This is a genomic window from Enterobacter cloacae (assembly GCF_011078175.1).
GTDB classification, from domain to species: domain Bacteria; phylum Pseudomonadota; class Gammaproteobacteria; order Enterobacterales; family Enterobacteriaceae; genus Enterobacter; species Enterobacter cloacae_Q.
Genome location: NZ_JAALCJ010000004.1, coordinates 55,652 through 70,840 on the forward strand (window position 1 = coordinate 55,652; position 15,189 = coordinate 70,840).

Sequence of the window (15,189 nt, forward strand, 5' to 3'; positions counted from 1 at the left end):
AATTTCTTATCCTTATGAAAACAAAGGGGATAGTCGCATCCTCTCAAATAATATCGATCTTTTTCAACAGCTTACGTGTTTGCAGAAATCTAATTCTCATGCTAAACCTTATACTCTCTCAATTATTTAATGAAAGAGGTATAGCGATGTCATGGAGAGTCATTAGCTCGGTAATTTGTCCTAACACGGGGATCGTTTATTCAAGCATCTTGGGACTCAAGTTCTTGAAACTCATCATTTGGTATGAAAGCGATGTCTATTTGTACCCCGGCGACAGGATATATCCGACAAAGAATGGCGTCTTCATTAACGGTATTTTTAAGCCTATATCAATATACAACATATCACCTTACAACGAGATGTTGTGGAGTGAAATTAAAAACAAAATGGCCTGCCCGTACAATCGAAACCAGGAAGAGGAGATATGCACATACGCTGTGCATTGCAATGCGCGGAAATGCCCGCATGGGTTTACCACTAACCCACTGATTATCAGCACAGGTAAATCCAGACATTAATGAAAATCGGGGATATTAATCGAGAGACAATTAATTTTTCTGCTGCACAGCCCGTCACCGGATAAATTTCCTTGACTACAGCCTTAATGCTGACATTGGTGGTATTAGGTCTGTAGTCACGCTCGGCAATTCTGGCTTCTTGTACATCATAAATTTTGATATGTCATTCATGGAAAGCCGTCTGGAAGGCTAAAATAAAAATTGCTAATTAACCCCTCCCGTGCATTAATGGTCTCGTTAGGCTGTTCCATTAACAGATTAACCAGTTTCATGACTATTCTCATAACCAGGCGCTATCGCTGATATCCCCTCCTTTTGAGTCCATACCTTAACATTATTTGTTTCTTAGCTTTTATATCACTTTGAAAATGTTCAAATGGAGTTTTTATGTCAACTAAAATTTTAGGTCTGGTTAAGTGGTTTAAGGAAGATAAAGGTTTTGGTTTTATCTCCCCGGTAGATGGTAGCAAGGATGTTTTCGTGCATTGTTCTGCCCTTCAGGGAGAAAATTTCAAAACGCTTTTTGAAGGCCAGAAAGTTGAATTTATCATCGTAAGCGGCAATAAAGGCCCCGCTGCTGCGAATGTAACGCTTTGCGATAAATGATATTAACAAGGACCCGCGATAACGATGATGGTTTTTCCTGAGTAGACGGGGCCGTGTTAATGAGGTCAGGCGACCTCAAAAGCATCATCTCTTCCACTTATTGTATGAGTATTTCTTCAGAGACGCTGAGAAGATTTAAACAACGCGCTACAGTAGGGACAGACAAGTTGGGCCCCCTTTTGTATGCGAGTGAAACTGTGCTCTGACTCTTTAGCGCAGTTTGGACATGAACATTTGACTAAATAATTGCGACGGAGTTGTGAGTTTTTACGTCCCGACATAGGCTGCTCCTGAATGAAAAGGATTGCCACCATACACGTTAAGGCAGGATATTGCTTGCTTTTATTTTCCAAAGAGAGCAAAAAAATGGAAAGGAGCCACGCTTATGGAACATTCTTACCTTGCACAATCACAAAGAGATATAGAGTGATATATGAAAAAGGTGATCGTTTTTTTTAATGCTAACCCCGGCAAAGTCATTATCGTGCTTAAGGGCATAACGTCTGTACGCCAGACTTATCCGGATGGTGAAGAAATTAATCTTCAGATCATGACTGCAAGCTTTCCGTCGTTGACGGGAGATCATAATTTTATCTATGTTGCTTCAGACAGAGAACTTACCTCTCAGAAAATAGCTGATGCTGCGAAACAATATTTATAATAGTTTCCGTCACTAGTCCGGTTAACAACACAGCATTTATTTCACTCAGAATGAGAAAAATTACAATCCATCATGATCAGCGCCTGCAAAATGCAGGCTTTTTTTACGACATCGCCCTTAAATTTACCTATTTCGCCTAATCGTGCTGTTCACTTTGCTCCCTCTGTTTCCGAAGAAAGTGTATTATCAACCCTCTTCGCTCCTGTGGTGATATGGATGTCCACGCAGGGCTGACGAAGTAAAGCAAGGTTCTTAATTGATTTAGCGGTGCTATCCAATGAAAAAGCTCTTTGTGCAGTTTTATCTCCTGCTGTTTGTCTGCTTTCTGGTGATGACCATGCTGGTCGGCCTGGTCTACAAATTCACCGCAGAGCGCGCGGGCAGGCAATCCCTGGACGATCTGATGAAAAGCTCGCTCTACCTGATGCGTAGCGAGCTGCGAGAAATTCCTCCCCATGACTGGGCGCGCACGTTAAAAGAGCTGGATCTGAATCTGTCGTTTGATTTGCGTATCGAACCCATGAAGGATTTTGACTTAGCGCCGCCTGCGATGCAGCGTCTGCGCGACGGAGACATCGTCGCACTGGACGAGAAATATACCTTCATTCAGCGTATTCCGCGCAGCCACTATGTCCTTGCCGTCGGGCCGGTGCCCTATCTCTATTACCTGCACCAGATGCGCCTGCTGGATCTCGCTCTGCTGGGCTTTATTGCCATCTCACTCGCTTTACCTGTGTTCATCTGGATGCGACCGCACTGGCAGGACATGCTGAAGCTGGAATCCGCCGCACAGCGTTTTGGGGAGGGGCATTTAACTGAACGCATACATTTCGACAGCGGTTCCAGTTTTGACCGGCTCGGTATTGCCTTCAACCAGATGGCCGATAACATCAACGCCCTGATTGCCAGCAAGAAGCAGCTGATTGACGGCATTGCGCATGAACTGCGTACTCCCCTGGTACGCCTGCGTTATCGCCTGGAGATGAGCGAGAACCTTACCGGGGCGGAATCGCAGGCGCTCAATCGGGATATTGGCCAGCTTGAAGCGCTGATTGAAGAGCTGCTGACCTATGCCCGCCTCGATCGGCCTCAGACGGAGTTGCACCTCAGTACGCCCGATCTCCCCGTCTGGTTACGGACGCATATAAACGATGTGCAGAGCGTTAACCCTCAGCGAAAACTGCTGACAGCCATTACCCCCGGGGCGTACGGCGCGCTGGACATGCGCCTGATGGAACGCGTGCTGGATAATCTGATGAACAACGCCATGCGCTACAGCGAAACGACGCTGCGCATAGGTTTAGATGTGCAGGGAAGCCAGGCGATTCTGTGTGTGGAGGACGATGGCCCCGGCATAGCGCCGGCGGAGCGTGAAAAAGTTTTTGAGCCGTTTGTGCGCCTCGATCCCAGCCGCGACCGGGCTACCGGCGGCTGTGGGCTAGGGCTGGCTATTGTCCGTTCTATTGCCCTGGCGATGGGCGGTTCGGTTCGCTGCGAAGCGAGCGAGCTGGGTGGGGCCCGGTTCGTTTTTAGCTGGCCAATCTATCACAATATTCCCCTTCCCGTTCCTGCCTGACCTAAACCGCACGCTGGCCTGACCCGGCGTGTTGTGCTATATCTTTAGTATGTTGTAACTAATTAAGGTCTGCCATGGCAACTTACGATCTCATCGAAAGGCTTAACTCCACATTTCGGCAAATAGAACAGGCGTTACTGACCCTCACGGGGCAACTTCAGGACTGTCGCCTGCTGGCCGCCCGCGTCTTTTCCCTGCCCGAGGTGGCGAAAGGCGCGGAGCACGATCCGCTGAATACCATTGAGGTGACGCAGCATATTGGCAAGGCGGCGCTGGAAATGACGTTGCAGCACTATCGTCGCCTTTTCATCCAGCAGCAATCCGAAAATCGCAGCAGTAAGGCCGCCGTTCGCCTGCCCGGCGTCATCTGCCTGCAAACGGATGCCGCAACGCGTGAAGGAATTGAGGCGCAGATTACGCATATCAATTCGCTGAAAGCCGCCTTCGAGAAGATTGTGACCGTTGAGTCCGGGCTGGCACCGGCTGCCCGCTTTGAGTGGGTGCATCGCCAGCTTCCAGGGCTGATCACCCTAAACGCTTACCGCTCGCTGACAGTACTGCGCCACCCCGCCACGCTGCGCTTCGGCTGGGCCAACAAGCACATCATTAAAAATTTCACGCGCGATGAGATCCTGGCGCAGCTGGAGAAAAGCCTGAAATCGCCGCGGACGGTCGCCCCATGGTCGCGGGAACAGTGGATTGAACGGCTGGAGCAGGAGTATCACAGCATTGCCGCTCTCCCTGCTGATACGCGTCTTAAAATAAAGCGACCGGTGAAGGTGCAGCCTATCGCCCGCGTCTGGTATGCCGGACAGCAAAAGCAGGTGCAATACGCCTGCCCGACGCCGCTGATTGCGCTCTACGATGCCGATCAGGGTGCGGTGGTGCCGGATATCGGGGAGCTGCTTAACTACGATGCTGAAAACGTTCAGCATCGCTATAAACCCCAGGCGCAGCCGCTACAGCCAATCATTCCGCGGCTGCATCTGTATGTGGCGCAGTGATTACCGGAAGCTGCCCACCATCGCTTCCGGGCGGACCCAGGCATCAAACTCGGCGTCCGTCAGGTAGCCCAGCGCCAGCGCAGAGGCTTTCAGGGTAAGCCCCTCTTTGTGCGCTTTTTTAGCGATTTCGGCCGCTTTGTCATAGCCAATGTGGGTGTTCAGCGCCGTTACCAGCATCAGAGACTCATTCAGCAGCTGGCTGATACGCTCGCGATTAGGCTCAATGCCCACCGCGCAGTGCTCGTTAAAGCTCTCCATGCCATCGGCCAGCAGACGAATCGATTGCAGTACGTTGTGGATCACCATCGGGCGATAGACGTTAAGCTCGAAGTTACCCGACGCACCGCCCATATTGACCGCCACATCATTACCCATTACCTGACAGCACAGCATGGTCATGGCTTCGCACTGCGTCGGGTTCACTTTACCCGGCATAATGGAGCTACCCGGCTCGTTTTCCGGAATGCTGATTTCGCCGATGCCGCAGCGCGGGCCGGAGGCCAGCCAGCGCACGTCGTTGGCGATTTTCATCAACGAGGCCGCCAGCCCTTTCAGCGCGCCATGGGTGTGAACCAGGGCATCGCAGGTCGCCAGTGCTTCGAATTTATTCGGGGCGGTCACAAACGGCTGGCCGGTGATCTTCGCCAGCTCGTCGGCCACGCGCACCGCGTACTCGGGATGGGTGTTCAACCCGGTGCCAACCGCCGTTCCGCCGAGCGCCAGCTCCGCCAGATGCGGCAGGCTGTTGTCTATATGCTTAAGGTTGTGCTCCAGCATCGCCACCCAGCCGGAGATCTCCTGGCCAAGCGTCAGCGGCGTGGCGTCCTGAAGGTGCGTACGACCAATTTTAACGATGTCGCGGAAGGCCTGCGCTTTCTCATTAAGCGTAGAGTTAAGCACGTTGAGCTGCGGGATCAGCTGCTCGCGGATAGCGATAACGGCCGCCACGTGCATGGCCGTCGGGAAGACATCGTTTGAACTCTGGCTTTTGTTTACGTCATCGTTCGGGTGAACCTTACGCTCCATGCCGCGCACGCCGCCAAGCAGTTCGCTTGCGCGGTTCGCCAGAACCTCGTTCATGTTCATGTTGCTCTGGGTGCCTGAGCCGGTCTGCCAGATGGCGAGAGGGAATTCGTCGGGATGCTTACCCGCCAGCACTTCGTCAGCGGCGTTAATGATAGCCGTGGCTTTATCGGCATCCAGCAGGCTCAGATCCTGATTCACTTTGGCGGCAGCGCGTTTGGTCAACGCCAGCGCCTGGATGAGCGAGACGGGCATTTTCTCTGTCGAAATACGGAAATGCTCCAGTGAACGCTGGGTTTGCGCGCCCCATAGCTTGTCGGCCGGGACGTCGATGGCGCCCATGGAGTCTTTCTCGCGGCGATGCATTGTCATTACTTACTCCTTGATAACAAAGATGGGATTGCTCACATGCTTAAGAGATAAGTATTGATGACTTCTGAGAAACGTTATGGCGCTTTGTGCGCTCTTTTTGATGTAGGGTGGCGTTGTGCTTACCCGACCTGCCAGACACGTAGGCCGGGTAAGGCGAAGCCGCCACCCGCAATTTACAGAATTACTTCACACACGCCGAACACTGAGACGACTGGATCTGTTTGAAAAAGTCGTTACCTTTATCATCCACGAGGATGAATGCCGGGAAATCTTCCACTTCAATTTTCCAGATCGCTTCCATACCCAGTTCCGGGTACTCCACGCACTCGAGGCTCTTGATACTGCCCTGTGCCAGCACCGCCGCCGGGCCGCCGATGCTGCCGAGGTAGAAGCCGCCGTGCTTGTGGCACGCGTCCGTCACCTGCTGGCTGCGGTTGCCTTTCGCCAGCATAATCATGCTGCCGCCGTTGGCCTGCAACTGGTCGACGTAGGAGTCCATACGGCCCGCCGTGGTTGGGCCTAACGAGCCGGAAGCATAGCCTTCAGGCGTTTTTGCCGGGCCTGCGTAGTAGATCGGGTGATCTTTAATGTACTGCGGCAGCCCTTCGCCGTTGTCCAGCCGCTCTTTCAGCTTCGCATGGGCAATGTCGCGGCCCACGATAATCGTTCCGTTCAGGGAAAGGCGCGTCGAGACCGGATACTGCGAAAGCTGCGCCAGGATCTCCTTCATTGGGCGGTTCAGATCAACGCGTACCGCTTCGCCCTCGCCCGCTTTACGCAGTTCTTCCGGAATATATTTACCTGGGTTGTTCTCCAGCTTTTCGATCCAGATACCGTCGCGGTTGATCTTCGCTTTGATGTTTCGGTCCGCGGAGCACGACACGCCCATCCCCACCGGACAGGAAGCACCGTGGCGCGGCAGGCGGATCACGCGAATGTCATGCGCAAAGTATTTGCCGCCAAACTGCGCCCCCAGCCCCAGATTCTGCGCTTCGGCCAGCAGTTCCTGCTCAAGCTGCACGTCCCGGAACGCCTGACCATGTTCGTTACCTTCCGTTGGCAGGCCATCGTAGTACTTGGTAGAGGCCAGCTTGACGGTTTTCAGGGTGCTTTCAGCAGACGTCCCACCAATCACGAACGCGATATGGTACGGCGGGCAGGCCGCGGTGCCGAGGGTGCGCATCTTCTCGACCAGATAGTTCTTCAGCTTGCCCGGGGTAAGCAGCGCTTTGGTTTCCTGGTAAAGATAGGTTTTGTTGGCTGAACCGCCGCCTTTAGCGATGCAGAGGAATTTGTACTCGTCACCGTCGACGCTGTAGAGGTCAATCTGTGCAGGCAGGTTGGTGCCGGTGTTGACCTCTTTGTACATATCCAGCGCCGCGTTTTGGGAATATCGCAGGTTGTCTTCGGTGTAGGTGTTGTAGACGCCGCGCGCCAGCGCCGCTTCGTCACCGCCGCCGGTCCAGACGCGCTGGCCTTTTTTGCCGGAGATAATCGCCGTGCCGGTGTCCTGGCAGGTCGGCAGTATGCCTTTCGCCGCGATATCAGAGTTACGCAGGAATTGCAGCGCGACGTATTTGTCGTTCTCGCTGGCTTCCGGGTCGTTCAGGATATCGGCAACCTGCTGCTGATGCGCCGGACGGAGCATAAAGGAAGCGTCGTGGAAGGCTTGCTGCGCCAGCAGCGTCAGCGCCTGCGGGTCAACTTTGAGGATCTCCTGCCCTTCAAACTCAGAGACAGAAACGTAATCGCGGGTTAACAGGTAATACTCGGTCTGATCCTTACTGAGGGGGAAAGGATCCTGATAATGGAAGGGTTTATTCGACATTGTTCTCTCACTTACTGCTTCGGTCTGTTTATTCAGGGCAGATGTTCCGCTGCCCGGCTTAAAAGCGAGTCAGCTTATCCTACACAATTTTTTAACAAAAACTGAGACTAGTACGACTTTTTACATCCGCAGGTTACTTCCAATCGGTTTATTGCTTTAATACGCGGAGTTAATTCCACATTTGAATCAGGGCTTGATAATGCAAAAACTCATCAACTCAGTGCAAAACTACGCCTGGGGAAGTAAAACTGCGTTAACGGATCTCTACGGTATCGCCAACCCGGACAACCTGCCGATGGCAGAGCTGTGGATGGGCGCGCACCCGAAGAGCAGCTCAAAAATTGAAGATGCCAGCGGCCAGGTTTGCAGCCTGCGTGACGTCATCGACGCCGACAAAGCCGCACTGCTCGGCGATAAAGTGGCGAATCGTTTTGGTGAGCTGCCGTTTCTGTTCAAGGTATTGTGCGCCGACCAGCCGCTGTCCATTCAGGTTCACCCGAACAAAAAAGCCTCTGAGCTGGGCTTTGCCAAAGAAAATGCCGCCGGTATTCCGTTAGACGCCGCAGAGCGTAACTACAAAGATCCAAACCACAAGCCGGAACTGGTTTTCGCCCTTACCCCTTTCCTGGCGATGAACGCCTTCCGCGAATTTTCCGAAATCATCTCCCTGCTTCAACCGGTCGCCGGGGCTCATAACGCCATCGCCCATTTCCTGGAGAACCCGAACGCAGAAGCGCTGAGCGAGCTGTTTGCCAGCCTGCTCAATATGCAGGGCGAGGAAAAATCCCACGCCCTGGCAGTGCTAAAAGCCGCGCTGAACAGCCAGCAGGGTGAGCCATGGGACACCATTCGCGTAATTTCCGCGTTTTATCCGGACGACAGCGGCCTCTTCTCTCCGCTGCTGCTGAACGTGGTGAAGCTCAACCCAGGCGAAGCAATGTTCCTGTTCGCTGAAACTCCACACGCCTACCTGAACGGCGTGGCGCTGGAGGTAATGGCTAACTCCGATAATGTGCTGCGCGCGGGCCTGACGCCAAAATACATCGACATTCCTGAGCTGGTGGCCAACGTGAAATTCGTGGCGAAACCTGCTGCACAGCTGCTCACGCAGCCAGTAAAAAACGGCGCAGAGCTGGATTTCCCGATTCCGGTTGACGATTTTGCCTTCTCTCTGCACGACCTCAGCGCAGACGAAACCGCCATTTCTCAGGATAGCGCGGCGATCCTGTTCTGTGTGGAAGGCGAAGCGACGTTGCATAAAGGTAGCGAACGTCTGGTGCTTAAACCGGGTGAATCCGCCTTTGTCGCGGCAAACGAGTCGCCTGTCCGGGCGAGCGGCACCGGTCGCCTGGCGCGTGTTTTTAATAAGCTTTAGGGACTTACTGAATTTTTTAACAACTCTTGCTAAGCTAGTAACAGGCGTTGTAACACCAGGCGGTTTTCACCGCCTGGTTTCATTTTAGGGATAATCGCAATGAAAAAATCGGTTGTAGCGGTAGGAGTGATTGTTGCTTTAGGCGTGATCTGGACGGGTGCATCCTGGTATACCGGGAAACAGCTGGAAAGCCGTCTGGCAGAGATGATGGCGCAGGCAAACAGCGAGATTAAGCGCAGCGCGCCTGAAGCAGGCCTGGAGCTGAGCTACCAGAACTACCAGCGTGGCGTGTTTACCAGCCATATGCAGGTGGTGGTGAAGCCGGTTGCGGGTAATCAGAACGCCTGGCTGAAACCGGGCCAGAGCGTGGTGCTGGATGAAGTGGTCAGCCACGGTCCGTTCCCGCTGGCGCAGTTGAAAAAGTTTAACCTGATCCCCTCCATGGCATCCGCCAGAACCGTACTGGTAAATAACGAGGTGACGAAGCCGATTTTCGAAATGGCGAAAAATGAATCGCCGTTTGAGATCAATACCCGCATCAGCTATGCCGGTGATACGCATTCCGACATCGACCTGAAGGCCCTGAATTACGAACAAGGCACCGATAAAGTCGCCTTCAGCGGCGGTAATTTCCAGCTTGATGCCGATCGCGACGGCAAGAATGTCTCCCTGACCGGCGATGCCGCCAGCGGCCTGGTGAATTCAGTCAATGAATATAACCAGAAGGTTCAGCTTACCTTCAACAATCTGAAAGCCAGCGGCAATAGCCGTATGACCGATTTTGACGAGCGAATTGGCGACCAGAAACTGAGCCTCGATAAGATCGCCATTGCGATCGAAGGCAAAGAGATGGCGGTGCTGGAAGGCATGGATCTGGACGGTAAGTCTGACGTGTCCAAAGACGGTAAAAGCATCAACACCCAGCTGGATTACAGCCTGAAAAGCCTGAAAGTACAGAATCAGGATCTGGGTACCGGTAAGCTGTCTCTGAAAATCGGCAACATTGACGGCCAGGCGTGGCATGAGTTCAGTCAGAAATACAGCAAAGAGAGTCAGGCTCTGCTGACCGATGCCGCCCTGCAACAGAACCCGCAGGCGTACCAGCAGCAGGCGATGACGGTGCTGTTTAATAACCTGCCGATCCTGCTGAAGGGCGAGCCGGTGATTACCGTTGCGCCACTGAGCTGGAAAAACGGCAAAGGCGAAACCAACTTCAACCTGTCGCTGTTCCTGAAGGATCCGGCCGCCGCAACCGGCGAACCGCAGACCCTGGCGCAGGAAGTTGACCGCAGCGTGAAATCGCTCGACAGCAAGCTGACCATCCCGATGGATATGGCGACCGAGTTCATGACGCAGATTGCGAAACTTGAAGGGTATGGTGAAGAGGATGCTGGCAAACTGGCAAACCAACAGGTGAAAGGCCTGGCGGCGATGGGCCAGATGTTCCGCGTCACCAAGGTAGAAGACAACACCATTTCCACCAGCCTGCAATATGCTAATGGTCAGGTGACGCTCAACGGCGACAAAATGCCGCTGGAAGATTTTGTCGGCATGTTTGGAATGCCAACGCTGGGCATTCCGGCACCTGCTGAACCGGCAGCCCCGCCGGCAGTACCGCAGCAGTAAATGACAAAACCCCTCGCACGAGCTGAGGGTTCCCCACAAAATTATGCCTGCACAGACGGCCCCCTCTCCCTTGAGGGAGAGGGCTGGGGTGAGGGGAACATATGGCTCTGATGGTCATTCCGTTCACCTTATGTTCCCTGCTACTCTGTCACGACATGAGCGGTGAACGTGCCAGGGTGGCTCAGTCGCCACCACCCTGGCGACCCGTGCTCCCGGCGGAAAATCGCCGCTTCGCGGTACCTTCGGCTTATTCCTTCCGGCTTATCGGGGACGGGCGGAGGTAACATCCCTGTAAAGCCCGCCCTCTCGGCGCATCCCTGCGCCTCGCCCCGGCCGGAAGGCAAACGCCTCAGCGATTTACAGCCGGACCAGGACATCGCTGAAAGCTCTCAGTTATTCAAAGGCAACGTTATCGCTTTTGCTTTCAAATTACTGGAGATCCCTCAGCTCGCACGAGGGGTTTTTTATTGCCGGGGGACGGCTGCGCCTTATCCGGCGTACGATTCTGAGCCAGCGTCACTTCACCGTCACTAACCGCGCCGCTACAATCTGATGCCCGGCCTGCACGTCCGTATTTTCAATGCGCTGCATGATCCTGTCTGCCAGGGTGTACCCCATTTCACGAGCCGGCGTCGTCGCCCAGACGATGGGGAGATCGTCTAATGCATTTTCACCCACATCCGCAAATGCCCCCAGCGCCACCTGATGGCCGAAGAAGGTTTCAACCCCGCCCTCACCGCTCTGGCGCCCGGCGCGGATCAAGCCAAACCACGCCCCCATCGCAATGACGTCGTTATAGCAAATCACCGCGCTGATCGTCGGGCTGTTACGAAGCAACGTGCCGATGGCTTCCGCGGCTTTTTTCTGGCTGGATCCACACTCCACCACCCATTCGCTGTGAAACGGCAGGCCGTATTTGATAAGCGTGGCGCAGTAACCGCCCACCCGCTCGGCACGCGTCAGAGACGAGCTTTTACCGCCGAGCCAGGCGATGCGCTGATGGCCGCGATGAATAAGATGCTCGGTCAGCATTTGCGCGGCCTGCATATTATCCGGCCGAAGGGTATCAGCTTCGTCGAGATAGCTGGCGCGCGACGCAAACACCAGCGGTACGCCTTTCTGCGCGGCGCGTTCGCACAGTTCGGTGCTCAGGCCAGACGCGCCGGCAACGATCGCCCCATCGACCCCTTGCGTCAGCAACATATCCAGCCTGGAGAGCAGCTGCTCCGGTTCGCGTCCGCCGTGGAGCAGGAAAACCATTCGCCCCTGCGCTTCAAGCGCCTCGGTAAGCCCGGCGGTCAGTTCTGCATAAAATGGCGACGCGAGGTCGCGAACGATCAGCCCTATCACCCCGCTTTGCCCACCGCGCAGCGCCGACGCCTGGCGATTACGCACAAAGCCCAGCTGCTCAACGGCCTCGTTGACGCGCTGACCCGTTGCAGGAGAGATACGCCCCTTCCCGCTCAATACCAGCGAAACGGTGCTGACGGAAACCCCCGCCGCCAGCGCGACATCGTTGATGGTGATCTTTTTCGCTACAGCCATGTGGTGGCGTGACTCCCTGATAATGAGATCGCTAAAACGTTTTATCAATACGTTATCTTTATACTACCAGTAAAAGCCTGAGAATGTGATTCAGCGCGCACTAAAATTTGATAAAACGTTTTATCTTCTCGCCCCATCGAGGCCGTTAAATCTCTTTCTACCATTTAAGGAGTCGTTTTATGACGACGAAAGCAGCACAAAAAATATCGCTGTGGGAGTTTTTCCAGCAACTGGGTAAAACCTTTATGCTGCCCGTGGCGCTTCTCTCTTTTTGCGGGATCATGCTGGGGATCGGCAGCTCGTTAAGCAGTCACGACGTCATTACCCTGATCCCTTTCCTGGGAAATCCGGTACTTCAGGCGATCTTCATCTGGATGAGCAAGGTCGGATCGTTTGCCTTTAGCTTCCTGCCGGTAATGTTCTGTATCGCCATTCCTCTGGGTCTGGCGCGCGAAAACAAAGGCGTGGCGGCGTTTGCGGGCTTCGTTGGCTATGCGGTCATGAACCTTGCGGTTAACTTCTGGCTGACCGCCAAAGGGATCCTGCCGACGACCGACGCGGCGATACTAAAAGCCAATAACATCCAGAGCGTGATTGGTATTCAGTCCATCGATACCGGGATCCTTGGCGCCGTGATCGCCGGGGTGATTATCTGGATGCTGCACGAGCGCTTCCATAACATCCGCCTGCCCGATGCGCTGGCTTTCTTCGGCGGCACCCGCTTTGTGCCGATCATTACGCTGGTTGTGATGGGTCTGTTTGGTCTGATCATCCCGCTGATTTGGCCGATTTTTGCCATGGGTATCACCGGTATCGGCCGCATTATCAACGGCGCAGGTGATTTCGGCCCGATGATTTTCGGTACGGGCGAACGTCTGCTCCTGCCGTTTGGTTTACAGCATATTCTGGTCGCCCTGATCCGCTTTACGGAAGCAGGCGGCACCATGGACGTTTGCGGCCATTCCGTTAGCGGCGCGCTGACCATCTTCCAGGCCCAGCTGAGCTGCCCGACCACTCACGGCTTCTCTGAAAGTGCGACGCGCTTTCTGTCACAGGGTAAAATGCCCGCCTTCCTCGGCGGCCTGCCGGGCGCTGCGCTGGCGATGTACCACTGCGCCCGTCCTGAAAATCGTCATAAAATTAAAGGCCTGCTGATCTCCGGCGTTATTGCCTGCGTGGTGGGCGGTACGACAGAACCTATCGAGTTCCTGTTCCTGTTCGTGGCACCGGTACTGTATCTCATCCACGCCGTACTGACGGGCCTGGGCTTTACCGTGATGGCGGTACTGGGTGTCACTATCGGCAATACCGACGGTAACGTGATTGACTTCGTGGTATTCGGTATCCTGCACGGCCTGTCCACCAAATGGTATATGGTGCCGGTTGTGGCCGCCATCTGGTTCGCGGTTTACTACGGGATCTTCCGCTTCGCCATCACCCGCTTTAACCTGAAAACACCTGGCCGCGATCCCGATACGGCCACCAGCGTTGAACAGGCGGTAGCCGGTACCGTTGGGAAATCCGGATATAACACGCCAGCTATTCTGGCGGCGCTGGGCGGTGCGGATAATATTACCTCTCTGGATAACTGCATCACCCGCCTGCGTTTGTCGGTGGCGGACATGTCTAAAGTGGATACCAACGCACTTAAAGCTAACCGGGCTATTGGGGTGGTACAGTTGAATCAACACAATTTGCAGGTCGTCATTGGCCCACAGGTACAGTCAGTGAAGGATGAGCTGGCAACCCTGATGCGAACCGTCGAAGCCTGATGCCTTGCCCCCCTCGTCATGAGGGGGTTTTACTTTACGGAGCACCGTCATGTTTGATTTTTCTACCGTCGTGGATCGACACGGCACCTGGTGTACTCAGTGGGATTATGTCGCTGACCGTTTTGGCGCAGCCGACCTGCTGCCCTTCACCATCTCTGATATGGATTTCGCCACTGCCCCCTGCATTACCGATGCGCTGCACCAGCGAATAGACCACGGCGTGTTTGGCTACAGTCGCTGGAAAAATGACGACTTTCTGGCCGCGGTGGCGCACTGGTTCCGGCAACGCTTTAACAGTCAGATTGATACTGAAACCGTGGTGTATGGGCCGTCGGTCATTTATATGGTCTCAGAGCTGATCCGACTCTGGTCCGCGCCTGGCGAGGGCGTGGTGGTCCACACCCCGGCTTACGATGCCTTTTATAAAGCCATCGAAGGCAACCAGCGTACCGTTGTTTCCGTGCCGATGCAGAAAAAGGCGCGTGGCTGGGAGGGCGATATGGCCGCGCTGGAAGCGGCACTGTCAAAACCGGAAAACAAGGTGCTGCTGCTGTGTAGCCCGCAAAACCCGACCGGCAAAGTCTGGACGCGGGAGGAGCTGACCACAATGGCGGCGCTTTGCAGCCGTTATGATGTGGCAGTAATCAGCGACGAAATTCATATGGACATGGTGTGGGGCACGCATCGTCATACCCCCTGGAATGAAGTTGCGCGCGGTAAATGGGCGCTGCTGACCTCGGGTTCCAAAAGCTTCAACATTCCGGCGCTGACGGGCGCCTACGGGCTTATCGCCGATGACGACAGCCGTAACGCCTATCTGAATGCATTAAAAGGTCGGGATGGACTCTCATCCCCTTCCGTGTTGGCGCTGACCGCGCATATTGCAGCCTACCGACAGGGAGAACCCTGGCTGGACGCGCTGCGGGCCTATCTCGAAGAAAACCTGCGCTACGTTGCTGACGAACTGAATACTGCATTTCCGACACTCAACTGGCAACCGCCCGAGGCCACTTATCTGGCATGGATCGATCTCAGCCCGCTTGGAATTGATGACACTACGCTGCAAAAAGTACTGACTGAACAGCAAAAAGTGGCCATCATGCCGGGATATACCTATGGGGATGAAGGAAAAGGCTATGTGCGACTGAACGCTGGCTGCCCGCGTAGTAAGCTTGAACAGGGCGTTCAGCGCCTTATCGCTGGCATCAACACTCTGCTGTAGATCATTTGCGCAACGGAATATTCCCTTGCGCAAATAGCTTTTTACCCCGTTTTGTTTTTAT

At 54.4% G+C, this 15,189-nt stretch carries 13 protein-coding genes; 9 read left to right on the top strand and 4 right to left on the bottom strand.

Annotated features, from left to right (window positions below; genetic code table 11):
- Positions 1-146: 146 nt before the first annotated feature.
- Together iraM and G6Q29_RS09880 are read left to right on the top strand one after the other, a co-directional pair.
- Positions 147-518 (top strand): anti-adapter protein IraM, encoded by a 372-nt coding sequence (gene iraM / locus G6Q29_RS09875; protein ID WP_207309788.1) that lies wholly within the window; start codon positions 147-149, stop codon positions 516-518.
- A gap of 387 nt (positions 519-905) precedes the next feature.
- The gene (locus G6Q29_RS09880; protein ID WP_165465469.1) at positions 906-1,124 is read left to right on the top strand and encodes a cold shock domain-containing protein; all 219 of its coding nucleotides are present in this window, start codon (positions 906-908) and stop codon (positions 1,122-1,124) included.
- Between the two features lie 116 nt (positions 1,125-1,240).
- Here G6Q29_RS09880 and G6Q29_RS21715 read toward each other — a convergent pair whose 3' ends face one another.
- Positions 1,241-1,438, bottom strand: coding sequence for a YnfU family zinc-binding protein (locus G6Q29_RS21715; RefSeq protein WP_306414190.1), 198 nt, complete (start codon positions 1,436-1,438; stop codon positions 1,241-1,243).
- A 119-nt stretch (positions 1,439-1,557) separates the two neighbouring features.
- On the opposite strand from G6Q29_RS21715, the gene G6Q29_RS09885 reads away from it, so the two are divergent.
- The 3 genes from G6Q29_RS09885 to tus all read left to right on the top strand — a co-directional run bounded on the left by G6Q29_RS09885 (position 1,558) and on the right by tus (position 4,365).
- A complete protein-coding gene (locus G6Q29_RS09885; RefSeq protein WP_165465470.1) occupies positions 1,558-1,785 on the top strand; it encodes a hypothetical protein in 228 nt (75 codons plus the stop codon).
- A gap of 277 nt (positions 1,786-2,062) precedes the next feature.
- Positions 2,063-3,361, top strand: coding sequence for a two-component system sensor histidine kinase RstB (gene rstB / locus G6Q29_RS09890; protein WP_165465471.1), 1,299 nt, complete (start codon positions 2,063-2,065; stop codon positions 3,359-3,361).
- Positions 3,362-3,435: 74 nt separating this feature from the next.
- The gene (tus, locus tag G6Q29_RS09895; RefSeq protein WP_165465472.1) at positions 3,436-4,365 is read left to right on the top strand and encodes a DNA replication terminus site-binding protein; all 930 of its coding nucleotides are present in this window, start codon (positions 3,436-3,438) and stop codon (positions 4,363-4,365) included.
- Here tus and fumC read toward each other — a convergent pair whose 3' ends face one another.
- Positions 4,366-5,760 carry a class II fumarate hydratase gene (fumC, locus tag G6Q29_RS09900; RefSeq protein ID WP_165465473.1) on the bottom strand — a complete coding sequence of 465 codons (1,395 nt, stop codon included), beginning with the start codon at positions 5,758-5,760 and terminating at the stop codon, positions 4,366-4,368.
- A 181-nt stretch (positions 5,761-5,941) separates the two neighbouring features.
- Entirely contained in the window at positions 5,942-7,588 is a 1,647-nt protein-coding gene (gene fumB, locus G6Q29_RS09905) for a class I fumarate hydratase (RefSeq protein WP_165465474.1), read from the bottom strand.
- Between the two features lie 199 nt (positions 7,589-7,787).
- Between fumB and manA the strand changes: the two genes are divergently transcribed.
- A complete protein-coding gene (gene manA, locus G6Q29_RS09910; protein WP_165465475.1) occupies positions 7,788-8,963 on the top strand; it encodes a mannose-6-phosphate isomerase in 1,176 nt (391 codons plus the stop codon).
- 99 nt (positions 8,964-9,062) lie between these two features.
- Positions 9,063-10,589 (top strand): YdgA family protein, encoded by a 1,527-nt coding sequence (locus G6Q29_RS09915; RefSeq protein ID WP_165465476.1) that lies wholly within the window; start codon positions 9,063-9,065, stop codon positions 10,587-10,589.
- 516 nt (positions 10,590-11,105) lie between these two features.
- Here the strand turns inward: G6Q29_RS09915 and G6Q29_RS09920 are convergent.
- Positions 11,106-12,134 carry a Mal regulon transcriptional regulator MalI gene (locus G6Q29_RS09920; RefSeq protein WP_165465477.1) on the bottom strand — a complete coding sequence of 343 codons (1,029 nt, stop codon included), beginning with the start codon at positions 12,132-12,134 and terminating at the stop codon, positions 11,106-11,108.
- Positions 12,135-12,313: 179 nt separating this feature from the next.
- Between G6Q29_RS09920 and malX the strand changes: the two genes are divergently transcribed.
- Positions 12,314-13,906 (top strand): maltose/glucose-specific PTS transporter subunit IIBC, encoded by a 1,593-nt coding sequence (gene malX / locus G6Q29_RS09925; RefSeq protein WP_165465478.1) that lies wholly within the window; start codon positions 12,314-12,316, stop codon positions 13,904-13,906.
- Positions 13,907-13,955: 49 nt separating this feature from the next.
- The gene (locus tag G6Q29_RS09930) at positions 13,956-15,128 is read left to right on the top strand and encodes a PatB family C-S lyase (RefSeq protein WP_165465479.1); all 1,173 of its coding nucleotides are present in this window, start codon (positions 13,956-13,958) and stop codon (positions 15,126-15,128) included.
- The last annotated feature ends 61 nt before the right edge of the window (positions 15,129-15,189 follow it).

Excerpts from the sequence above, each read along its gene's own strand:
- iraM (WP_207309788.1), top strand. The coding sequence starts at position 147 with ATGTCATGGAGAGTCATTAGCTCGGTAATTTGTCCTAACACGGGGATC.
- G6Q29_RS09880 (WP_165465469.1), top strand. The coding sequence starts at position 906 with ATGTCAACTAAAATTTTAGGTCTGGTTAAGTGGTTTAAGGAAGATAAA.
- G6Q29_RS21715 (WP_306414190.1), bottom strand. The coding sequence starts at position 1,438 with ATGGTGGCAATCCTTTTCATTCAGGAGCAGCCTATGTCGGGACGTAAA.
- G6Q29_RS09885 (WP_165465470.1), top strand. The coding sequence starts at position 1,558 with ATGAAAAAGGTGATCGTTTTTTTTAATGCTAACCCCGGCAAAGTCATT.
- rstB (WP_165465471.1), top strand. The coding sequence starts at position 2,063 with ATGAAAAAGCTCTTTGTGCAGTTTTATCTCCTGCTGTTTGTCTGCTTT.
- tus (WP_165465472.1), top strand. The coding sequence starts at position 3,436 with ATGGCAACTTACGATCTCATCGAAAGGCTTAACTCCACATTTCGGCAA.
- fumC (WP_165465473.1), bottom strand. The coding sequence starts at position 5,760 with ATGACAATGCATCGCCGCGAGAAAGACTCCATGGGCGCCATCGACGTC.
- fumB (WP_165465474.1), bottom strand. The coding sequence starts at position 7,588 with ATGTCGAATAAACCCTTCCATTATCAGGATCCTTTCCCCCTCAGTAAG.
- manA (WP_165465475.1), top strand. The coding sequence starts at position 7,788 with ATGCAAAAACTCATCAACTCAGTGCAAAACTACGCCTGGGGAAGTAAA.
- G6Q29_RS09915 (WP_165465476.1), top strand. The coding sequence starts at position 9,063 with ATGAAAAAATCGGTTGTAGCGGTAGGAGTGATTGTTGCTTTAGGCGTG.
- G6Q29_RS09920 (WP_165465477.1), bottom strand. The coding sequence starts at position 12,134 with ATGGCTGTAGCGAAAAAGATCACCATCAACGATGTCGCGCTGGCGGCG.
- malX (WP_165465478.1), top strand. The coding sequence starts at position 12,314 with ATGACGACGAAAGCAGCACAAAAAATATCGCTGTGGGAGTTTTTCCAG.
- G6Q29_RS09930 (WP_165465479.1), top strand. The coding sequence starts at position 13,956 with ATGTTTGATTTTTCTACCGTCGTGGATCGACACGGCACCTGGTGTACT.